Source organism: Devosia sp. XGJD_8 (assembly GCF_046614475.1).
Classification (GTDB): Bacteria; Pseudomonadota; Alphaproteobacteria; order Rhizobiales; family Devosiaceae; genus Devosia.
The window spans coordinates 594,629-614,606 of the sequence record NZ_JBKJHF010000002.1; the positions used below are offsets into that span (position 1 = coordinate 594,629).

A 19,978-nucleotide genomic window follows, 5' to 3' on the forward strand; every position below is an offset into this window, starting at 1 on the left:
TGACGCAAAAGGGCCGGCCCGAGGGCCGGCCCTTCGTGGATAATCCGCGAGGGATCAGTTGGTTGCCGACGTGGCAACCGACCAGATTACATGTCGTTGGCGCGCTGGGTCGCCGGATCGGCGGCATAGGCGGCTTCGTCATATTCCGGAGCGGCTTCGAGCTGCTCGCGGGTGAAGTCGCTATAGACCAGCAGGTCGCCATTTTCATTGGCAGCGAATTCGAGGTTTTCCATGCCAACGGCAACGGTCTTCTGGCCGAGGCCAAGGAAGCCACCGAAATCAACCAGCATGGCGTCGATCTGGCCATCCTGGGTCAGCAGGATGTCTTCGACCTCGGCAATGTCATTGCCGTCCGGGCCGACCACGGTCGCGCCGGTGACGTTATCGGCGGTCAGAGCTTCCATTTCGAGGGGCTCGTAGCCTTCACGCGGCATAGCCATGGGAGCCGGGGCTGCATCGGTGGTGGCGGCAGGAGCCGCAGCATCGGTGGCAGGGGCCATGGCATTGTCAGCGGCAGGAGCCATCGCATCATCGGTGGCCGGAGCCATTGCCGGATCGGTGGTCACAGCGGCGCCGTCAACAGGTTCCATGGCCTCGTCGCCATCAACTGGCTCATCTTCTTCCCAGACGAAGTCGGGAGCGGCCGTCAGGGCATCAGCCGAGGTGGGGAGAACCCAGCGTTCGGTATTGTCGGCAGCCAGGGTGAATTCGAGGTCCTGGAAGTCAACGGCAACGGCCTTTTCGCCAATGCCGAGGAAGCCGCCAACGCCGATCACAACAGCGGTGATCTGGCCGCTTTCGTCAAAGACCAGGTCAGTGATGTTGCCGATTTCTTCGGCGTCATCGCCAGCGGACGAATAGACGGGCTGATCGATCAGGCGCGAACCGAGATTGTCGGTGTCAGCGGCAACATAGCCGGCCGACATGTCCCAGGGCTCGTTGATGTCAGTTTCTTCCATGGCGCCGGATTCGACGTCGCCGCCGGTGGCAGCATCCGTAGCAGCGGGAGCTGCCGGATCAGCGGGGGCCTCGGTCGTGGCTGGGGCAGCAGCCGGATCAACCGGGGCTGCATCCTGGGCAATGGCGCCAGAGGTCAGCAGGGCTGCAAGGGCCGTAGTGGCCAGAAGGGTGCGGATCATAGTAAGCTCCGATGGTTCATCGTTGAGGTGAACGGGCCGCGCGGTGCAAAACTTGCCGGTAGAGTACCGTGCGGCCCATGATGTCTCGACAACGCAACGACCTGCGCAGACGTTCCGATCCGATTTGTCGCTGAATTGAAAAGGCCGGCACTCGCAAGCGAGACCGGCCTTCTCCGCCTCCCTGGCGGTTATTGTTCCAGATGCCGCGCAGCACTTGGTGCGCAGGCCTCCCGACATCGCAGACAATAGCGCAAAGGGCGGGGCAGGGCATGCCCTCATGGCAAAGAGGCTTAAGGGGTCGCTAACTGGTTAACGCGGCGGGCCGTTCACCAGGCATAGGTCCGCATGGCGCGGTGGGGCATGCCGGCATCGTCGAATTCGGGGCCGAAGGCGGTAAAGCCGAGCCGCTCGTAAAAGCCCAGCTTGTCGGTCTGCGCGGTGAGAAAGAAGCGGTCGCGGCCCATGGCGCGGGCGTGGTCCATCGCGGCCAGCATCATCTGGCGGGCAATGCCCTGGCCGCGAAAGGCCTGGCGCACGGCGACGCGGCCGATCTTGATATGCTCGGGCTTGTCGATGAGCCGCAGGGTGCCCACGACCTCGCCCTCAAGGATGGCGACGAAGTGGGTAGCGGTCATGTCGTCGGCGTCATGCTCGTCCGCCTCCGGCACTTTCTGTTCCCAGACAAAGACCTCGCGGCGCAGCGCGAAGGCGGCATTGCACAGGGTGGAAAAGGGCGGGACGGTGAGGATGGTGGCGGGCATGGCAGGCAAGATAGCCGAGGTCGGGCGTGGCTGCTACTGCGTCCTGCCATGCACCAGATCATGCACGAAGCCGAGCTTTTCGATCACCTGGGGGGTGAGAATGAAGGGATAGGCGTCGGGGTGGCCCATGGCGCGGTTGAGATTGTTGAGCATGCTGGCCAGCGGCACCCAGTTGTCGACGATGGTCTGCACATTGGCGGCCGCGTAGGGGTCGAAATCAACGCGGACGGCCAGGTTGGCATCCTCGGTGCGGGGGCGGGCGCGCACGCCGAAGGCCGAGGCCATTTCCACCGTATCGGTGATGTGCAGGTAATGGGCGAAGGTTTCGGCGAAATCTTCCCAGGGGTGGGCGGTGGCATAGGCGCTGATATGGGTCTGCGGCCAGCCGGCGGGGGCGCCATTGGCGTAATAGGCCTGCAGCGCCATGTTGTAGTCGGCGGTCTCATCGCCGAAGAGGGCGCGGAAGCGGTCGAGGGCGGGCAGGCCGGCGACCAGCAGATCCCAATAGTGGTGGCCGATCTCGTGGCGGAAGTGGCCCAGCAGGGTGCGATAGGGCTCGCCCATGCGGGTGCGGCGGGATTCGCGCTCGGCGTCATCGGCTTCAGCCAGGGCGATGGTGATGATGCCCTCCTCGTGGCCGGTGAGGACCGGGCCGGCGGCGATGGGCATATCGGCAAGGAAGCGGAAGGAGAGGCCGTGGCCCGGATTTTCGTTGCGCGTCTCCAGGGGGAGGCGCAGGCGCAACAGGGAATAGAACAGGCGCTTCTTGGCGCGCTCGATGACCTGCCAGCGGCGCAGATTGAGGGCATCCTCGATGGCGGGGATGGTCTCGTTGTGACGGCAGGCGGCGCAATAGATGTCGCCACCCTCGCGAGCGGGGATCAGCCAGTTGCAGGCGCCATGGCGGGCATTCTCGCAGAAGACATAGCTTTCGCCGGCAAAGGCAGGCGTCGACCACTGGCCATCGCTCTGCACCAGCGACACCAGTGCGTTCTTGTCGGGCAGGTAGCCGAGCTGATGGCCGCAGCGCTCGCATCGGGCATTTTCGAAATAGACGGTGTTGCCGCAATGGTCGCAGGCGAAGAGTTTCATGAGGGGCCCCGGGGTTGGCTGGGCAGTAATGCGCGAGAATGTGGCACGTTCCGTGGCCAAGATGCAGGAGAGGGATGCGGCGAGCGCGGCGCAAATTCAACAAAGCGTCGCGTGCCAGTCGCATTGGACAGGCAACTTGTGCGCCTGACTCTGCATTGAGAGTTGAGCAGAAAGGGAGAGTGACATGCACACGCACAAGGAAGCCGAAATCCGCGACCGCGCCTATGCCCTCTGGCAGGAGGAAGGCTCGCCCGAAGGCCGCGAGCAGGAATTCTGGCATCGCGCCGAGCGGGAACTGGCCGAACAGGCCGATGTCGACAGCTCGGAACAGGCCGCGGAGCTGACCCAGCCGACGCCGCCGGCCGGGCTGCCGACGCACTGACAGACTGAGGCCAAGGCCCAGCCGGACTAGATGCTGCCGACCGTCTTGAGGCGGATGCGGGGATGCACCTCGTTCTGGCTCATGACGACGGTCTGCGGGCGGAAGCGCTCGATGATCGAGCGGACATGCGGGCGGATCGAGGGCGAGGTGATGAGCACGGGCAACTCGCCCTGCTGGGCGGCGCGCTCATAGGCCTGCTGCACGCCGGCGATGAACTGCTGTAGGCGGCTGGGGGCCATGGCGAGGTGGCGGTTGTCGCCGTCGCCGACCATGGCCTCGGCAAAGTCGCGCTCCCATTGCGGGCCCAGGGTCAGCAGCGGCAGGTTGCCGTCCGGGCCGAGATGGGCGGCGCAGATCTGGCGGGCGAGGCGGCTGCGGACATGCTCGGCAATGACCTGGACCGAGCGGCCGGGGCCGGCGATCTCGGCAATGCCTTCGAGGATGGTCGAGAGATCGCGGATCGAGATGCGCTCGTTGAGCAGGGTCTGCAGGACGCGCTGGACGCCCGAGACCGAGATGAGGCCGGGAACGATATCCTCGACGAGCTTCTGCTGTTCCTTGGGGAGGCCCGAGAGCAGGGTCTGGACGTTGGCATAGCTCAGCAGGTCGGCGACATTGGCCTTGAGCACTTCGGTGAGGTGTGTCGAGATGACGGTCGAGGGATCGATGATGGAGAGGCCGCGCAGTTCGGCCTCGTCGCGCAGGGCGGGCTCGATCCAGGTGGCGGGCAGGCCGAAGGTGGGCTCGGTCGTGTGGGTGCCCGGCAGGTCGATCTGGTTGCCATAGGGGTCCATGACCATCAGCTGGTTGGCATAAATCTCGCCGGCGCCGGCTTCGACTTCCTTGATGCGGACCTTATAGGCATTGGGCTCGAGCTGCATGTTGTCGAGGATGCGGACCGGGGGCATGACGAAGCCGAGTTCCATGGCCAGCTGGCGGCGCAGCGCCTTGATCTGCTCGGTGAGGCGGTCGGAGCCGTTCTCGTCTTCCTTGACGAGGCTCAGCAGGCCATAGCCGAGTTCAAGCTTGAGCTCGTCGATCTTGAGGCTTTCCGAAATCGGTGCGTCGGACGCGCTGCCGCCGCCACCACCGGCCGGATTGGCGGGGGCGTCGAGCGCCGTTTTGGCGAGGGCATCCTCGGCCTTTTCGTCCTTGGTGCGGGCGGCGCGCCAGGCGACATAGCCGACGCCGCCGGCCAGCGCCAGGAAGGGCAGGACCGGCATGCCCGGCAGCAGGGCCAGCAGGGCCATGACCGCCGAGGACATGCCCAGCGCGCGCGGATAGCCGGTGAACTGGGCCGAAAGGGCCTTGTCGGCCGAGCCGGTGACGCCGGACTTGGAGACCAGGATACCGGCGGCGGTGGAGACGATCAGCGCCGGGATCTGGGAAACCAGGCCATCGCCGATGGTGAGCAGGGTATAGACGTTGCCGGCTTCCTGGAAGCTCAGCCCCTCCTGCATCATGCCGATCAGCACACCGGCCGAGACGTTGATGAAGGTGATGATGAGGCCGGCAATGGCGTCGCCGCGCACGAATTTGGATGCACCGTCCATGTTGCCGAAAAAGGCGCTTTCGCCTTCGAGCTCGGCGCGGCGGCGCTTGGCGGTGTCTTCATCGATGAGGCCCGCACTGAGATCGGCGTCGATGGCCATCTGCTTGCCGGGCATGGCATCGAGGCTGAAGCGGGCGGCCACTTCGGCGATACGGCCGGAGCCCTTGGTGATGACGATGAAATTGACGATCACCAGGATGATGAAGACGACGATACCGATGACGAAATTGCCGCGCGTGACGAAATTGCCGAAGGCCTCGATGACGTGGCCGGCGGCATGGGTGCCTTCATGGCCGTCGGAGAGGATCAGGCGCGTGGTGGCCAGGTTCAGGCCCAGCCGCAGCATGGTGGCGATCAGCAGCACGGTGGGGAAGGACGAGAATTCGAGCGGCTTCTGGATGAACAGGGCCGTCATCAGGATCATCACCGAAAAGACGATGGAGATGGCCAGCAGCAGATCGACCAGCAGGGCCGGCATCGGCACGATGAGGATGACGATGAGGCCCATGACGCCGGCGGCCAGGGCGATATCGCCCGAGCGCAGCATGTCGATGACCGAGGTGGCGGTCGGGATCTTGAAAGGGGCGCGGACGCGGCCGGTGGGGAGGTCGCTCATGGGCTACGCCGAATTCCCGCAGGACGGATAAGGGGGGTCTTGCCTCTCCCTTTGGGGGAGAGGTCGGCCAAAGGCCGCCGCTTCGCGTCGACCTCTCCCCCAAAGGGAGAGGTGGGTGCGCTGCTGTTGGCCCAGTGTGCCATCAAGCCACGCTGCGGCGTTCGCCGGGGTCGGGCACGTGGGTGCCTTCGTCGGCGTATTGGTTGAGCTTGTTGCGCAGGGTGCGGATGGAGATGCCCAGGATATTGGCGGCGTGGGTGCGGTTGCCCAGCGTGTGATCGAGCGTGTCTAGGATCAGGTCGCGCTCGACGTCGGCCACGGTGCGGCCGACCATGGCGCGGCTCATGGTTTCGGCGGTCTGGGCGAGCTGGGCGGAGAGCGAGCTGGTCGAGGCGGCCTCGGTCAGGCCCATGCCGTCGGGCAGGACGATGGCGTCGGGGCCGATGATGTCGCCCGAGGAGAGCAGCACGGCGCGGTGGAGGGTGTTTTCCAGCTCGCGCACATTGCCCGGCCAGGGGGCCTTGAGCAGGGCAGAGCGGGCCTCGGGAGAAAGCTCGCGCGGCGGCAGGCCATTGGCCTTGGCATATTTGGCGACGAAGTGCTCGGAAAGGGCGGCGATATCGCCCGGGCGATCGCGCAGAGCCGGCAGCTTGAGATTGACGACGTTGAGCCGGAACAGCAGGTCCTCGCGGAAGCTGCCTTCGCGGACGGCCTCATTGAGGTTGCGGTTGGAGGTGGCGAGGATGCGGATATCGACCGGCACCGGCTTGCCGCCGCCGACGCGGTCGATCAGCCGCTCCTGGATGGCGCGCAGCAGCTTGGCCTGGAGGCGGACATCCATTTCGCTGATTTCATCGAGCAGCAGGGTGCCGCCGGAAGCCTCTTCGAACTTGCCGATGCGACGGGCGACGGCGCCGGTAAAGGCACCCTTCTCGTGGCCGAAAAGCTCGGATTCGAGCAGGGCCTCGGGAATGGCGGCGCAGTTGACCGAAATGAAGGGCTTGTTGGCGCGCTTGGACTTGGCATGCACGTATTTGGCGATGACTTCCTTGCCGGTGCCGCTTTCGCCGGTGATCAGGATGGAGGCGTCGGAGCCGGCAATCTGGTCGGCCATCCTGACGACGCGTTCCATGGCGGGATCGCGGAACAGGAATTCGGAACTGTCGCGGGCCACAGCCGCGATGACGGCGGCAATCAGCTCGGCATCGGGCGGCAGGGGGATGTATTCCTTGGCGCCGGCCCGGATGGCGTTGACGGCGGCGGCGGCATTGGCCTCGACGCCGCAGGCGACGACCGGAATGGCGATGCGCTCGGCTTCGAGCCCGGCGATGAGCCCGGCAATGTCCATGGCAACATCGACCAGCAGCAGGTCGGCGCCGCGCCCGGCGCGGAGGGCGGCCAGGGCGATTTCGACGGAGGGGGCATGGGCCACCTTGGCGCCGCCGTCCATTGCCATCTTGGTGGCGGTGCTGAGTTGGCCCTCGAGGGCTCCGATGATGAGCAGACGCATCCTGGCCTCCCTTATTGTGGTTTGATGATTTCGGTCATGGTGACGCCGAGCTTGCTCTCGACCAGCACGATTTCGCCGCGGGCGACGAGCCGGTCGTTGACGAAAATCTCGACGGCTTCACCGACCTGACGGTCGAGCTCGATGACCGTGCCGGTATCGAGCTTGAGCAGTTCGCTGACCGCCATCTTGGTGCGGCCGAGCACGACCGAAATGCGGACGGGAACGTCGAACACCGCCTCGAGATCGGCCGCGTTGCGCTCGACATGGGATTCGGGGCCTTCGGGCTTGCCGGGGGCCAGCATCTCCTCGAAGGAAATTTCCTCGGTGGTGGTGATGTCGTCGGGATCGGAAGCGCTCAATGGTCGCTCTCCTCTGGTTTGGCCTGGCCGCTGCGGGCGGCGAGATAGGCCGAAATCTTGCTGTCGATATCCTTGGAGACGGCGCCGATGTCGCGGACCAGGCCGCCATCGACCCATTCGAGGCGTCCGTCGCCCAGGCGCTGGTCGGGGTCGCCCATCACGATCAGGCGGCCGGCAAAGCCGGAGGTCTGCATATGCGCGGTGGCGACGTCACGAATGCCATCGGCGATGGAGGGGTGGCAGCGCACCACCAGGTGCGGCACGCCGCCGAGATTCTGCATGCATTCGGCGATCAGCGCATCGAGCTCGACCGTCGGGTAGCGGGCCAGCAGATGCAGCGCCAGCTTGCGGCCGATGCTGGCGGCCAGCTCGACGGCCTCGCGGCGGGCAAGGGCAGAGGCATCATCGAGGGCGGCCGTCATTTCGGCGGTCTGGGTGGCCAGGGTGGCGGCAGCGGCGGCCATGGTCTGGGCGGCCATGCTGGTGGCATTGCGCTCGCCGGCTGTCAGACCCTCGGCATAGGCCTCTTCGCGGGCCTGGGCGATGAGCTGGGCGACCAGATCCTCGGGCACGGTCGGGATCGGCGGCGGCGCTGGCTTGGCCGAGGCAACGCGTTGGGACAGATCCAGATCGAAGGTGAAGCGGGCAGGGGATGCCATGGGTTACGCCACCATCTGGTCGTCGACCTTGGACTTCATGATGAGGATTTCGCCCTTGGCGGCGAGATCCTTGGCGGTCGAGACCATGCGGCCCTGCGCCTCGTCGACATCCTTGAGGCGGACCGGGCCCATGACTTCCATATCGTCCCTGAGCAGCTTGGCGGTGCGGCCGGACATGTTCTTGAAGAAGGTTTCCTTGACCTGCTCGTTGGCGCCCTTGAGGGCCATGGCGAGGTCCTTCTTGTCCATCTTGGTGAGCAGGGTCTGGATGGCCGAGGATTCGAGCTTGGCCAGGTCCTCGAAGGTGAACATCAGGGCCTTGATGCGCTCGGCGTCGTCGCGGCTGTGCTCTTCCAGCGTGGTGATGAAGCGCGCCTCGGTCTGGCGGTCAAAGCTGTTGAAGATCTCGGCCATCTGCTCGTGGCTGTCGCGGCGCTTGGAGTGGTTGAGGGTCGACATGAATTCGGTACGCAGGGTGGTCTCGATCTTTTCGAGGATTTCCTTCTGCACCGGGTCGAGCCCGAGCATGCGCTGCACCACGTCCATAGCGAGTTCCTCGGGCAGGACCGCGAGGACCTTGGAGGCGTGGTCGGTGGCGATCTTGGACAGCACCACGGCGATGGTCTGGGGATATTCGTTCTTGAGATAGGCGGCGAGCACGTCGGCCTGCACGTTGGACAGCTTTTCCCACATGTTGCGGCCCGCGGGACCGCGGATCTCTTCCATGATGGAATCGACCTTGTCGGGCGGCAGGAAGCTGAGCAGCAGGCGCTCGGTGGAATCGGTATTGCCCGAGAGCGAACCGTTGGACGAGACGGTGGTGACGAACTCGATCATCAGGTCGTCGAGCATTTCCTGGGTGATCGGCCCGAGGCGCACCATGGCCCGGCTGAGCTGCTTGACCTCGAGCTCGTCGAGTTCGTCGAAGATGGGCTTGCCATAGTCGGGACCCAGCGCCAGCAGCAAGGCGGCCGCCTTTTCGTCGCCCTTGAGGACGCGCGTGGTGGTGGCATCGCTGACGACCAGCTGGCTGGCTGCCTTGGTGGCTTCGGTCTGATCGGATTGGGAAACCAGGGCCATGGCGGTTACGCTGCACTACCCAGCCAGTCGCGCACGATCAGTGCGGCCTGGCGGGGATTTTCTTCGACGAGATTGCCGACCATCTTGAGGGTCTGGAGCTGGGTTTCGCCCATTGACTTGGCATTGGCGACCCAGGCGGGTGTCTTGTCGCGCTGCTCCTCGGCGGCGTCGGGAATGACCTGGCCATCGGCGCTCAGCACGCCATGGTGGCCGAGTTCGGCAGCGGACGGCAGAGCCAGGGGCTGGGATTCGGGGGTCATGACCTTCTTGAGCAGCGGGCGCATGACGAAGAAGACCAGGGCAAGGGCGATGAGCAGGGTGACGGCCATTTCGGCGCCGTTCATCAGGTCGTCGCGGGTGAAGTCGAGCAGGCCGCCATTGGCATCGGTACCGGGCACGGCCAGTTCGGGGCGCTCGGCGAACTGCATATTGACCACTTCGACGCTGTCGCCACGCTCGGCGGAATAGCCGACAGCGGAGCGGACCAGGGTCAGGATCTGGGCGATTTCATCGGCGGAGCGCGGCGTATAGGTGTCGGTGCCGACCGCAGGATCGGCGGCGTAGACGCCATCGACAACCACGGCGACGGAGAGGCGCTTGACCGAGCCGGCTTCGGTGACGGCGGTCTGGGTGGTCTTGGAAATCTCGTAATTGGTGACTTCCTCGGTCGAGGTGCCCTGTTCGGTGGCGCCGGCCCCGCCATTGTTCTGGCTGGCGCCGGGCAGTTCGTTGGCGACGGTGACCTGGCCATTGGCACCGGCGGTGAGGTTCTCGGTCTCGCGGAGCTGGCTGGAGCGGACGACCTGGCTTTCGGGGTCGAAGCGTTCCTCGGTGGTGGTGGAGCGGTTGAAGTCGATCTCGGCGCTGACTTCGACGCGCGCCCGGCCGGGGCCCACGACATTGGCCAGCATGTCCTCGACGCGGGTGCGCAGGCGGTTTTCGTAGCTGAGGGTGCGCTCGGCGGCGTCGCCGGCCATGGCGCCCTCGGCCTCGTCGCCGCTGCCCGAGGCCAAGAGGTTGCCCTGATCGTCGACGATGGAGACGCGGGCCGGGGTGAGGCCCTCGATGGCGGAGGCCACCATGTGCTGGATGGCGCGGATTTCGCTGTTGGACAGCTCGCCGCGCACGGCCAGCACGATGGAGGCGGACGGATCGCTGCGCTCGCGACGGAACAGTTCGCGCTCGGGCAGGACGAGATGAACCCGGGCGGTCTTGATTCGGGTCAGCGAGGTGATGGTGCGTGCCAGTTCGCCCTCGAGGGCGCGGACATTGTTGAGGTTCTGGACGAAGCTCGTGGCGCCCAGGGTCGACTGCTGGTCGAAGATCTCGTAGCCGACCTGGCCACGCTGGGGCAGGCCCGAGCCGGCCAGGGTCATGCGGACAGTGGTGATCTGATCGCGCGGGATCAGGATGGTGTCGCCTTCGCCGCGCAGCTCGTAGGGTACGTTCAGCGTCTGCAGCTCGGTGACGATGGCCGAGGAGTCCTCGAGGCTCAAACCGGTATAGAGCGGGGCGAGGTTGGGCGTCTGCGCCCGCATGATGAGGAAGCCGAAGAAGCCCAGCATAAGCACGGCCACAACCGCCATCGCTGCCAGACGCGGCAGGCCTATGCGGTTGATCAACTGGGAGAGGTTATCCACGCCGGCACTCGGTTAGAAGGGGTGACCATGGCTACGCAGATACACGTGCCGGCCGCTGGGCAAAAATTACCTAGCTGATGGTAAACATTGTCTTAACTCTCGGTTGCAGTTTGCGAATTCCGGCACAAAATGCCGATTGACGTTGAAAAAGGATGAATGCGGATGCTGAAGATTCTCGGTCGGGTGACCTCGATCAATGTGCGCAAAGTGCTCTGGGCGCTGGACGAACTGGGCCTGGACTTTAGTCGGGAAGATTGGGGTCTGCCGCTGCGCGATCCGAAGGTGCCGGAATTCCTGGCGCTCAATCCGAACGGGCAGGTACCCGTGCTGGTCGAGAACGGGTTCGTGCTGTGGGAAAGCAATGCGATTCTGATCTACCTGGCCGAGCGCGAGGGCCAGCTGCTGCCCCGGCAGCTGGAGGCGCGGGCGCAGGCGCTGCAATGGCTGATCTGGCAGACCAGCGAACTCAATCCGCCCTGGGGCTATGCCGTCAATGCGCTGATCCGCAAGACACCGGGCTATGACGATCCGGCCAAGATCGCGGACTCCATGACGCGGTGGGGCGCCAAGATGGACCTGCTGGAGGCACAATTGGCCAAGAGCGAAACGGGCTTTGTAGCGGGCGAGTTCAGCATTGCCGATATCGCGCTGGGCCTGTCGGTGCATCGCTGGATGTCGATCGCGGCGGACAAGCCGGTGCTGCCGGCGGTGGCGGAGTATTACGAGCGGCTGAAGGGTCGGGAAGCGGGGGCGCGGTGGATGGGGAAGGAGACGCCGTAGGGATGGCGGCGGCGAGCTGCCGCCAAGTGCTAGGCGCGCATCGAGGCTTCGTACGCCGCCTGCATTTTTGCCAGGGCGGAGGAGACCGGTGCTGGTGATCCCAAGTGGATATGGCGCAGTTCATCCATGAACTCGGCCCAGAGCACCGGACCGCCCTCTTCGAGAACCTGCGCGCGCGCTGACAGCTCGATGGATGGTCGTGCGTGTCGCACCCCCCAGCTGCCCATGACGGCCATCAGGGGAACAAGCTCGATGGCGCTTTCGCTCAGGCTGTAGACAATCCTCTGCTTGTGGCCAGGATCGGAAGCCCGCGTGAGCAGACCGCTTGCGGTCAATCGCTGCAGGCGGTCGGCCAGGATGTTGGACGCGATACCTTCAAGGCTCTCTGTCAGAAACGATCGAAAGCAGCGACGACGCCCTCCGAACATTGCGTCACGCAGGATGACCAGGCTCCACCGATCGCCAAAGGTCTCAAGGGTGAGGTTGATCGGGCATCCTGACCGTCCAGCTCTCATGTGTCGTCCCAAACCAGTTGCAAAATAGGGGTGGTTTTCGCGTCAGGCTGACTGCTACCACAGCCTTGCGAACAACTGAACGTGGCGTGACGCGGTGTCTGCCAACAGTGGGAGGCGCAAGATGGCCAAGCTGTTCTTTGGAATGAACCAGTCGTTGGATGGCTACGTCGACCATATGGCCATGCTGCCACCGAGCCCGAAGCTTTTTCGTCATTTTGTCGAACAGACGGATGGGCTTGCAGGCAGCCTTTATGGCCGCCATCTCTATGAGCTTATGCGCTATTGGGACCACGACCAACCCGACTGGGATGCCGACCATCACGCCTTTGCCGTGGCCTGGCGCAAGTCGCCTAAGTGGGTGGTCTCAAGGACGCTGACTGCAGTCGGGCCCAATGCAACGCTGGTGCAGGGTGACCTTGCGGGGGAAGTCCGCCGGCTGAAGGCCGAGGTGCGTGGTGAGATCGAAGTTGGCGGCCCCAAGCTCGCGCACAGCCTGACCGAGCTCGGCCTCATCGATGAATATCGCATATATCTGCACCCGGAAGTGCTTGGCAAAGGAACGCCGTTCTTTGCCGCGGCGCGACCGCCACTACGTCTGGCCGGCAACGAGCAGATCGACGACAACGTCATGCGGCTCAGCTACGTGCCAACCTGATCTGCCAATCCAAAACACAAAGCCCGCCGAGTTTCCCCGGCGGGCTTTGAAATTTGGTGGCTCTCCACCTTCGGCCCGGCCCTTCGCAAGGCTCGGGGCGTTCGCGGCTCAAATCGCTCCACCGGAGCGATTTGACGGGCTATGCCCGTCGCCCCTCACCCCTCGCGGTAGTGCTGGATCCAGGTGGTGCGCAGACCGGCGAGGCCATGTTTGTCGATGGCAGCCTGCCAGTTCAGGAATTCATCGACGCTCAATGTGTAGCGGTCGCAGGCCTCTTCGAGGCTGAGCAGCCCGCCGCGCACGGCAGCGACGACTTCGGCTTTACGGCGGATGACCCACCTCCGCGTATTGGCGGGGGGAAGGTCTGCAATCGTAAGCGGACTTCCGTCCGGTCCGATAACGTACTTAACGCGAGGACGCATTTGTACGGTCATTTTACTCTCTACTCAACCTGACCATATGAGGAAGAGAGTAGGCCAACGGCCTTAAAATTCGACTAAGGGGAAACTTACAACAGGTTAAGAATGGTCGGGACTATCGGACACTGTATTGACGTCTTGCCGGATGGCAAAACACCCCCGGAATGACCCGGGGGTGCTGGTCTCAGGCGCTGACGGCAAGTCTTAGGCGGCGGTGTCTGTATCGTCGTCTTCCACAGGCGCCGTCACATCGGGGATGCGCACGTCGGTGACGTCGGTGATGGTGACGCGGCGGCTGCCGACGGTGAGGACAGGCACGTCGCCAGTGAAGTCGACGGCGGTCACGATGCCGATGGAGGCCGTGCTGATCTTGACGTCCTTGCCGTTGGCGTCCTTGCCCTTGATGTCGATGGTGTAGATGCCATTGGGCTTCATGTTGCCGTCGCTGCCCTTGCCATCCCAGCGGAATGTACCTGGGCCGGACTGGAGCGGGCCGGTCTGGTTGTAGACCGTCTGGCCGCTGGCATCCTTGATGGTGATGGTGGCGTTGGCGGCGTTGGCCTCGGCGCTATAGGCCCAGAAGGCCGCATTGCTGCCGGTCAATTCGCCCGTCTTGCCCGATGAGGTCACTTCCTTTCCGATATAGGACACGGCGTCGGACTTGGCGGTGTTCTGGCCCGACAGCATCAGGGTTTCGAGGAATTCATTGGTCTTGAGCTGCTGCTCGACGCCCGTGAACTGCACCAGCTGCTGGGTGAACTGGTTGGTATCCATCGGATCGAGCGGGTTCTGGTTCTTGAGCTGGGTGGTCAGGATGGACAGGAAGGTGTCGAAATTGTCGGCGATGGTCGCCCGCGAGGACGACATCTGACTGGTGGATGTACCGGATACGCCGTCGACTGCCATGGCACCTACTCCTTACGCAATAATGTTGACGCCGCTGGCACTGAGGCTGGCGCGGTAGAGATTGACTGTGGGCGGCACGTCTTCTTCTTCGGCCGTGGCTTCATCGCCAAAGAAGGGGCGGCCATTGCCGTCGCGGCCCTGCTCGCCGCCGCTGAACGGGTTCTGCTTGAGCGAGAATTCGAGATTGGTCTTGGCGCCATCGAGGCCGGCCTGCTGCAGGGCGCGTTCAAGGCCGCGCTGGTCGCGCTGCATCAGGTCGAGCGTTTCGGCCTTTTCCACCGTCAGGCGGGCATTGACCTGGCCGGAGGCGTCGATGTCGAGCTTGACGTCGATCTTGCCCAGTTCGGGCGGATCGAGGCGGATCTGGAAGCGGGTATTGCCATCATTGACCTGGCGCACCAGCTCGAAGGCGAGCTGGGGCAGGTTGAGCTGCTGCTGGCTGGTCTGGTAGCCGGCCTGGACCACGCGGGGCGCGGCAACGATATCGACGCGTGCCGCCGGGGCCTGCTGCAGGGCGGCCTGCGGTTCGCCGGGCTGGTCGATGGCGGCCGCCGGTGCGGGCGCGGTCCGGTTTTCGGCCTTGCGCTCATCGGAACGGGCATCGGCGCTGTCATCGCCGGTCTCGGTATTGGCGGCAGAGGTGGCAGGGGCGGCGTCGGGCGTGTCGCCGGTCTGCTCGATGGCCGCAGCCGCGTCGGCATTGGCCTTGCCGGTCAGAACCGGCTCGGTGAGCTTGAGCTCGGGCGTGGCGAGGACGGGCGCTGCGGCACTGGCATCGACCCTGGGCGCGGGGTTGAGCAGCCGGGCGATTGCGGCATCGAGCTCGGCGTCGGGCGCGGCATCGGCATCAAGTCCCAGCTGCGCCAGTTGTTCGGCGTCGATTTCGCCGGTGTTGAGCGCCTGCAGCAGGGCTGCCAGCTTGTCGCCCATGGCCTTGAGCTGGGCCGAGAGATCGACTGCCGCATCGGTGCCGGACGCGGCCGAGCCGTCCAGCAGGGTCTTGGCCAGCGGCGCCAGCGCGGCGGTCAGCTGGGCCAGGGGGCTGGTATCGTCGGGAAGGATGCCGGCGGTCAGGGCTGCCAGCTCCTCGAAGGTCGGCTGGGTTTCAAGATCGATATCCAGCGTCTCGGCCAGATCGGCCAAGGCGGCCTCGAGATCGGCCAGGGATTTGGGATCGAGCAGTTCGCCGGCATCGAGCCTGTCCTTGAGATCGGCAAGGCCCTCGATGATGGCGGTCAGGTCCGCTGCCGGGTCAGCCGGCGTCTCGACGGGAATGACGGCGTCGATGGCGGCGGCGACAGCTTCGGGGTCTTCGCTCTGCTCGGCGCCATCGCCGCCAAAGCTCAGGGACATGTTGATGGCATTGGCCAGGTTGATGCCGGCCTCGGAGGCGGCGGGGGCCGTCGCTGGTGTCGCTTGGCCGGAAATGCCCAGCAGGGCTGCAAAAATGTCGGAGCCGCCCTCGGCTTCGGCGCCTGCGCCAAAGGGTTTGGTGGAGGTGACGCCGGCGGTGCTGGTCGTAACGGTCAGGTGTGATGCCACGAAAGCGGCCCTACATAATGAGACTAATCCGCTGAAGACGATGCAAGCCGGATGCCAAGTGCCGCGGCTTAGGAAAAACGTGGTGCTGCAATGGCTTGGCGGGACAGCGCGCGGAGAGATGGCGCGACCGGTGGGGCAGAGCGGCAAAAGCTGCCGGGCAAATGTTGCGGGCGCAGCGGGAAAGTCGTATTAGCCCGAATTCGAATTCGTCCGCTGGCCCTTGAACCCAACCGGATACCAGAAAGATGCTGAACTCGCTTGATATTGCCAAGCGTCCCGAAGACACGCGCGTCGTCGTCGCGATGTCGGGGGGCGTGGATTCCTCGGTCGTGGCGGGCCTATTGGCCCGGCAGGGCTATGACGTGGTCGGCGTTACGCTGCAGCTCTACGACCATGGCGAAGCCACCCATCGCAAGGGGGCGTGCTGTGCCGGGCAGGATATCCATGACGCGCGCCGCGTGGCGGCGACGCTCAACATTCCCCACTATGTGCTGGACTATGAAGAGCGCTTCAAAAAGAGCGTGATGCAGCCTTTCGCCAATGCCTATCAGCAGGGCGAGACGCCCGTGCCCTGCATTGCCTGCAACCAGTCGGTCAAGTTCGTCGACCTGATGGAGGTGGCGCGGGACCTGGGCGCCGACGTGCTGGCGACGGGGCATTATGTGCAGTCGCGGCTCGGCGCGGATGGACGGCGGCAGCTGTTCCGGCCGGTCGATGCGGAGCGCGACCAGACCTATTTCCTGTTCGCCACGACGCAGGACCAGCTCGACTACCTGCGCTTCCCGCTGGGCGGCATGGGCAAGGCGGAGGTGCGCGAACTGGCGCGCGAGATGGGGCTCGAAATCGCCGAGAAGCACGACAGCCAGGACATCTGCTTTGTGCCGCAGGGCAAATATGCCGACATCATCCGCAAGATGCATCCCGAGGCGGTGGCGACGGGCGAGATCGTGCATCTCGACGGTCGCGTGCTGGGCACGCATGAGGGGATCGTCAACTACACGGTGGGTCAGCGCAAAGGGCTGGGCGTGGCAGCGGGCGAGCCGCTCTATGTCATCAAGCTCGAGCACAAGAGCGGGCGGGTCATCGTGGGGCCGCGCGAGGCGCTCAAGACCCATACGGTGCGCCTGCGCGACGTGAACTGGCTGGGCGCGCGTCCCTTGGCAGAGCTGAGCGCCGGCAATGGCGCGCCGGTCGAGGTCAAGGTGCGCTCGACGCGCGGGCCGCAGCCGGCAGTGATCCAGGAGCGGGATGGCGCGGTGTTCGTGACGCTGGTCAGCGGCGAATATGGCATTTCACCCGGCCAGGCCTGTGTCTTCTATGCCGATGACACGCCGACTTCGGAAGTCTGGGGCGGCGGGTTCATCGCCGAGGCCGTGCCGCAGGTGCTGGTGGCCTGATCTTTACCCTCTCCCTCAAGGGGAGAGGGTAGGCTCCACCGTCGTTTGCTCCTGTGTTGCTGACGTCGCCGCGGCATTGGCCTCGCGCAATTGCTGGTAGTCGTTGATGCCGCCCATCGAGGTGGAAATGGCGATGAGCACCAGGAAGGCGCCCAGGATCAGCAGCACGATGCGGCCGCGATTGAGGGCGAAAGGGCTGAGCTTGGGTTCGTCCATGGGACCGGCCTTCAAATAAATCTGCAAAACCACCCAAGGAAGTCCCGGGCAGGGGCGTCTTACCACTACAATCGTGCCGGAGGTAAGGCGCAGGTGCATGGGTTGATGGAGCGCGATGCCGCATCCCAGGGTGACATGGCGAACGCGGTGACGCGGGCGCTGGTCGTGCGCGCGCAGAATGGTGATGCCCAGGCCTTCGGCGAGCTGATCGCGGATCACTACGACCTCATCCATCGCACGGCGTGGAAATGGTGTGGCAACCGGACCGATGCGGAGGACATTGCGCAGGATGTCTGCGTCAAGCTGGGCCAGGCCATTGCCCAGTTCGACGGACGTTCGGCGTTTTCGAGCTGGGTCTATCGTATCACGCTCAATGCAGTGCGGGACCTGCAGCGATCCACGGTGCGGCGGGCGCGGCATGCCGATGCCTATGCCGAGGTGGCGCCCGAGCAGCAGGCGGCCGAGCAGGAGGAGGCTGCCACGAGCGGGCAGCTGTGGCAGGCGGTGCGGCGGCTGCCGGAGAAGCAGCGCGACGCGGTGCTGCTGGTTTATGCGGAGGACCTTTCCCACGCGGCGGCGGCCGAGATCATGGGCATCAAGGAAGCCACGGTTTCCTTCCATGTGCACGAGGCACGCAAGACCCTGAGGGGGCTGCTATGAGCGACGACATGCACGACCCATTCGAGAGCCTAAAGGGCGCTGCGGCGCCGGACCCGCGCGCGGAGGCCAGGCAGCGGGCGCTGGCGGCCGGCATGGCCGCATTCGAGGCCAGCCAGAAAAAAACTGCGGCGCCACCCCAAGGAAACCCATGGGGCCAGCGTCTCACGTCCATCATCGCTTCCTTGAAAGGGAAAAAGATCATGGACATGCGTCTCCCCCTCGGCACTGCCGCCATTGTGCTGCTGGTACTGCCCCTGGGCCACCAGCTTTATACGACGACCTCGATGACGCCGGCCGATGTGGCGGTGCGCCAGCAGCCTGCACCCGAGCCGGTGCCGGTCGAGGCGGCGACGGAAGAGCGGCAGGAATTGACCGTGGCCAGCGACGCGGTCGCGGCGCCGCCGCCGGTAGTGGCTCCGGAACCGCAACCGGTCGAGATGGACAGCGCCCTGGCCGATGCCGAGATGGCCAGCGAGATCGCGCCGCAGCGCGGCGTCGTGGCTCCGGTGCCAATGGCGACCATGGCGCCCGCCGGCAAGATGGCGGAAAGTGCTGCCATGCCCGGGCCGATGGCGACCGAGCCGAGCGGGGACCAGTTCACCAGCTTTGACGAGCAGCGGCTCAAGGCCGTGGCGGACGAGCCGGTCTCGACCTTTTCGATCGACGTGGATACGGCCAGCTATGCCTATGTGCGGCGGCAGCTGGAAGACGGTTTCGTGCCCGAGCCCGATGCTGTGCGCATCGAGGAGCTGATCAACTATTTCCCCTATGGCTATGCGCCGGCCGACAACGCCGAGGTGCCGTTCAAGCCGACGATCGGGGTCTATCCGACGCCGTGGAACCCCAGGACGCAGCTGCTGCAGATCGGCATCAAGGGCTATGTGCCGCCGGCGGGCGAGGACAGGCCGAGCAACCTGGTGTTCCTGATCGACACGTCGGGATCGATGGACGAGGCGGACAAGCTGCCGCTGCTCAAGCGCGCCTTTAGCCTCCTGGTCGACCAGCTTTCGGCCAATGACACGGTCTCCATCGCGGTCTATGCTGGCTCGGCCGGTGTGGTGCTGGAGCCGACGGTGGCGACCGAGAAGGCGAAAATTCTCGGCGCGCTGGACAATCTGGCGGCGGGCGGCAGCACGGCCGGGGCCGCGGGGATCGAACTGGCCTATCGGCTCGCCGAGCAGGCCAAGGTGGATGGCGGCACCAATCGCGTGATCCTGGCCACCGATGGCGATTTCAATGTGGGGATCGATGATCCCGACGCGCTGGAGGACTTCATCAAGGCCAAGCGCGAGAGCGGCACGACGCTGTCGGTGCTCGGCTTCGGGCGCGGCAATCTCGACGATGCGACGATGCAGGCGCTGGCGCAGAACGGCAATGGCAATGCCAGCTACATTTCCAGCTTCCGCGAGGCACAGAAAGTGCTGGTTGAGGAAATGGGCGGCACGCTCGACATGATCGCCAAGGACGTCAAGATCCAGGTCGAGTTCAACCCGGCCGTGGTGAGCGAATACCGGCTGATCGGCTACGAAACCCGTGCGCTCAACCGCGAGGATTTCAACAATGATGCGGTGGATGCCGGCGATATCGGCGCGGGGCACACGGTGACGGCGCTCTACGAGATCACGCCGGTGGGCTCGGGGGCAGAGCTGATCGAGCCGCTGCGCTATGGGCAGGTGACCGAGACGCCGGTGGCGGGCGGGGAGATTGCATTCCTGCGCATGCGCTACAAGCTGCCGGACAGCGATATCAGCCAGCTGATCGAGCAGCCGGTGACGCCCGATGTGGTCTATGGCGACATTGCCGAGGCCAGCGAGGACATGCGGTTTGCCGCGGCGGTGGCGGCATTCGGGCAGAAGCTCAAGGGGAGCAATTATGGCTCGGCGATGGGCTGGGGCGATGTCGAGGCGCTGGCCCGCTCGGGCCGGGGCGCGGACGAGAGCGGGTATCGGGCGGAGTTCATCCAGCTGGTGGAGGCGGCGAGCCTGCTGAAGCCGGATACGGATGCATGTGATGCGAGTGTGAGTGGGGAAGTGTGCGAGTAAGCACGCTGAGATTACAGGGGACACCCCCGGGCCTGGCCCGAGGGTGCTTCATTTTG

The 19,978-nt window shown here is 65.0% G+C and carries 20 protein-coding genes; 6 read left to right on the forward strand and 14 right to left on the reverse strand.

Features of this window, described 5'->3' with window-relative positions:
- Window positions 1–86: 86 nt before the first annotated feature.
- The 3 genes from ACLI1C_RS18400 to ACLI1C_RS18410 form a co-directional block, all read right to left on the reverse strand.
- On the reverse strand, window positions 87–1,139 hold the full coding sequence (locus tag ACLI1C_RS18400; RefSeq protein ID WP_411399003.1) for a PRC-barrel domain-containing protein: 1,053 nt from the start codon (window positions 1,137–1,139) through the stop codon (window positions 87–89).
- A gap of 326 nt (window positions 1,140–1,465) precedes the next feature.
- Entirely contained in the window at window positions 1,466–1,900 is a 435-nt protein-coding gene (locus tag ACLI1C_RS18405; protein ID WP_411399004.1) for a GNAT family N-acetyltransferase, read from the reverse strand.
- A gap of 33 nt (window positions 1,901–1,933) precedes the next feature.
- Window positions 1,934–2,992: a putative zinc-binding metallopeptidase gene (locus ACLI1C_RS18410; RefSeq protein ID WP_411399005.1), complete on the reverse strand. Its 1,059-nt coding sequence runs from the start codon at window positions 2,990–2,992 to the stop codon at window positions 1,934–1,936.
- A gap of 184 nt (window positions 2,993–3,176) precedes the next feature.
- Here ACLI1C_RS18410 and ACLI1C_RS18415 point away from each other — a divergent pair, with 184 nt between their 5' ends.
- Entirely contained in the window at window positions 3,177–3,374 is a 198-nt protein-coding gene (locus ACLI1C_RS18415; RefSeq protein ID WP_411399006.1) for a DUF2934 domain-containing protein, read from the forward strand.
- A 26-nt stretch (window positions 3,375–3,400) separates the two neighbouring features.
- On the opposite strand, the gene flhA is transcribed toward ACLI1C_RS18415, so the two are convergent.
- The 6 genes from flhA to fliF form a co-directional block, all read right to left on the reverse strand.
- Entirely contained in the window at window positions 3,401–5,542 is a 2,142-nt protein-coding gene (gene flhA, locus ACLI1C_RS18420) for a flagellar biosynthesis protein FlhA (protein ID WP_411399007.1), read from the reverse strand.
- A 142-nt stretch (window positions 5,543–5,684) separates the two neighbouring features.
- Entirely contained in the window at window positions 5,685–7,052 is a 1,368-nt protein-coding gene (locus ACLI1C_RS18425; protein WP_411399008.1) for a sigma 54-interacting transcriptional regulator, read from the reverse strand.
- An 11-nt stretch (window positions 7,053–7,063) separates the two neighbouring features.
- Window positions 7,064–7,354, reverse strand: a complete 291-nt coding sequence (gene fliN / locus ACLI1C_RS18430; RefSeq protein ID WP_411399083.1) for a flagellar motor switch protein FliN — start codon at window positions 7,352–7,354, stop codon at window positions 7,064–7,066.
- 53 nt (window positions 7,355–7,407) lie between these two features.
- Complete coding sequence (locus ACLI1C_RS18435; protein ID WP_411399009.1) at window positions 7,408–8,070, reverse strand: hypothetical protein; 663 nt, start codon at window positions 8,068–8,070, stop codon at window positions 7,408–7,410.
- A gap of 3 nt (window positions 8,071–8,073) precedes the next feature.
- A complete protein-coding gene (gene fliG, locus ACLI1C_RS18440) occupies window positions 8,074–9,150 on the reverse strand; it encodes a flagellar motor switch protein FliG (protein WP_411399010.1) in 1,077 nt (358 codons plus the stop codon).
- Window positions 9,151–9,155: 5 nt separating this feature from the next.
- Entirely contained in the window at window positions 9,156–10,790 is a 1,635-nt protein-coding gene (gene fliF / locus ACLI1C_RS18445; protein WP_411399011.1) for a flagellar basal-body MS-ring/collar protein FliF, read from the reverse strand.
- A 162-nt stretch (window positions 10,791–10,952) separates the two neighbouring features.
- Between fliF and ACLI1C_RS18450 the strand changes: the two genes are divergently transcribed.
- A complete protein-coding gene (locus ACLI1C_RS18450) occupies window positions 10,953–11,570 on the forward strand; it encodes a glutathione S-transferase family protein (RefSeq protein WP_411399012.1) in 618 nt (205 codons plus the stop codon).
- 29 nt (window positions 11,571–11,599) lie between these two features.
- Here the strand turns inward: ACLI1C_RS18450 and ACLI1C_RS18455 are convergent, their stop codons facing one another.
- Entirely contained in the window at window positions 11,600–12,085 is a 486-nt protein-coding gene (locus ACLI1C_RS18455; protein ID WP_411399013.1) for a winged helix-turn-helix transcriptional regulator, read from the reverse strand.
- 121 nt (window positions 12,086–12,206) lie between these two features.
- Here ACLI1C_RS18455 and ACLI1C_RS18460 point away from each other — a divergent pair, with 121 nt between their 5' ends.
- Complete coding sequence (locus tag ACLI1C_RS18460; RefSeq protein WP_411399015.1) at window positions 12,207–12,740, forward strand: dihydrofolate reductase family protein; 534 nt, start codon at window positions 12,207–12,209, stop codon at window positions 12,738–12,740.
- A 155-nt stretch (window positions 12,741–12,895) separates the two neighbouring features.
- Here the strand turns inward: ACLI1C_RS18460 and ACLI1C_RS18465 are convergent, their stop codons facing one another.
- From ACLI1C_RS18465 to ACLI1C_RS18475, 3 genes are all read right to left on the reverse strand, one after another.
- On the reverse strand, window positions 12,896–13,174 hold the full coding sequence (locus tag ACLI1C_RS18465; protein WP_035102845.1) for a DUF1153 domain-containing protein: 279 nt from the start codon (window positions 13,172–13,174) through the stop codon (window positions 12,896–12,898).
- 189 nt (window positions 13,175–13,363) lie between these two features.
- Entirely contained in the window at window positions 13,364–14,065 is a 702-nt protein-coding gene (locus ACLI1C_RS18470) for a flagellar hook assembly protein FlgD (protein WP_411399016.1), read from the reverse strand.
- A 12-nt stretch (window positions 14,066–14,077) separates the two neighbouring features.
- Window positions 14,078–15,607: a flagellar hook-length control protein FliK gene (locus ACLI1C_RS18475; RefSeq protein ID WP_411399017.1), complete on the reverse strand. Its 1,530-nt coding sequence runs from the start codon at window positions 15,605–15,607 to the stop codon at window positions 14,078–14,080.
- Window positions 15,608–15,852: 245 nt separating this feature from the next.
- Between ACLI1C_RS18475 and mnmA the strand changes: the two genes are divergently transcribed.
- Window positions 15,853–17,004, forward strand: coding sequence for a tRNA 2-thiouridine(34) synthase MnmA (mnmA, locus tag ACLI1C_RS18480; RefSeq protein WP_411399018.1), 1,152 nt, complete (start codon window positions 15,853–15,855; stop codon window positions 17,002–17,004).
- Window positions 17,005–17,019: 15 nt separating this feature from the next.
- On the opposite strand, the gene ACLI1C_RS18485 is transcribed toward mnmA, so the two are convergent.
- Window positions 17,020–17,220, reverse strand: a complete 201-nt coding sequence (locus ACLI1C_RS18485) for a hypothetical protein (protein WP_411399019.1) — start codon at window positions 17,218–17,220, stop codon at window positions 17,020–17,022.
- Between the two features lie 147 nt (window positions 17,221–17,367).
- Between ACLI1C_RS18485 and ACLI1C_RS18490 the strand changes: the two genes are divergently transcribed.
- Window positions 17,368–17,880, forward strand: coding sequence for an RNA polymerase sigma factor (locus ACLI1C_RS18490; RefSeq protein WP_411399084.1), 513 nt, complete (start codon window positions 17,368–17,370; stop codon window positions 17,878–17,880).
- Window positions 17,881–18,080: 200 nt separating this feature from the next.
- Complete coding sequence (locus ACLI1C_RS18495) at window positions 18,081–19,922, forward strand: vWA domain-containing protein (RefSeq protein WP_411399020.1); 1,842 nt, start codon at window positions 18,081–18,083, stop codon at window positions 19,920–19,922.
- The last annotated feature ends 56 nt before the right edge of the window (window positions 19,923–19,978 follow it).

Bases quoted from the DNA above. Each gene is read 5' to 3' on its own strand.
- ACLI1C_RS18400 (WP_411399003.1), bottom strand. From the start codon at position 1,139: ATGATCCGCACCCTTCTGGCCACTACGGCCCTTGCAGCCCTGCTGACC.
- ACLI1C_RS18405 (WP_411399004.1), bottom strand. From the start codon at position 1,900: ATGCCCGCCACCATCCTCACCGTCCCGCCCTTTTCCACCCTGTGCAAT.
- ACLI1C_RS18410 (WP_411399005.1), bottom strand. From the start codon at position 2,992: ATGAAACTCTTCGCCTGCGACCATTGCGGCAACACCGTCTATTTCGAA.
- ACLI1C_RS18415 (WP_411399006.1), top strand. From the start codon at position 3,177: ATGCACACGCACAAGGAAGCCGAAATCCGCGACCGCGCCTATGCCCTC.
- flhA (WP_411399007.1), bottom strand. From the start codon at position 5,542: ATGAGCGACCTCCCCACCGGCCGCGTCCGCGCCCCTTTCAAGATCCCG.
- ACLI1C_RS18425 (WP_411399008.1), bottom strand. From the start codon at position 7,052: ATGCGTCTGCTCATCATCGGAGCCCTCGAGGGCCAACTCAGCACCGCC.
- fliN (WP_411399083.1), bottom strand. From the start codon at position 7,354: ATGCTGGCCCCCGGCAAGCCCGAAGGCCCCGAATCCCATGTCGAGCGC.
- ACLI1C_RS18435 (WP_411399009.1), bottom strand. From the start codon at position 8,070: ATGGCATCCCCTGCCCGCTTCACCTTCGATCTGGATCTGTCCCAACGC.
- fliG (WP_411399010.1), bottom strand. From the start codon at position 9,150: ATGGCCCTGGTTTCCCAATCCGATCAGACCGAAGCCACCAAGGCAGCC.
- ACLI1C_RS18450 (WP_411399012.1), top strand. From the start codon at position 10,953: ATGCTGAAGATTCTCGGTCGGGTGACCTCGATCAATGTGCGCAAAGTG.
- ACLI1C_RS18455 (WP_411399013.1), bottom strand. From the start codon at position 12,085: ATGAGAGCTGGACGGTCAGGATGCCCGATCAACCTCACCCTTGAGACC.
- ACLI1C_RS18460 (WP_411399015.1), top strand. From the start codon at position 12,207: ATGGCCAAGCTGTTCTTTGGAATGAACCAGTCGTTGGATGGCTACGTC.
- ACLI1C_RS18465 (WP_035102845.1), bottom strand. From the start codon at position 13,174: ATGACCGTACAAATGCGTCCTCGCGTTAAGTACGTTATCGGACCGGAC.
- ACLI1C_RS18470 (WP_411399016.1), bottom strand. From the start codon at position 14,065: ATGGCAGTCGACGGCGTATCCGGTACATCCACCAGTCAGATGTCGTCC.
- mnmA (WP_411399018.1), top strand. From the start codon at position 15,853: ATGCTGAACTCGCTTGATATTGCCAAGCGTCCCGAAGACACGCGCGTC.
- ACLI1C_RS18485 (WP_411399019.1), bottom strand. From the start codon at position 17,220: ATGGACGAACCCAAGCTCAGCCCTTTCGCCCTCAATCGCGGCCGCATC.
- ACLI1C_RS18495 (WP_411399020.1), top strand. From the start codon at position 18,081: ATGGACATGCGTCTCCCCCTCGGCACTGCCGCCATTGTGCTGCTGGTA.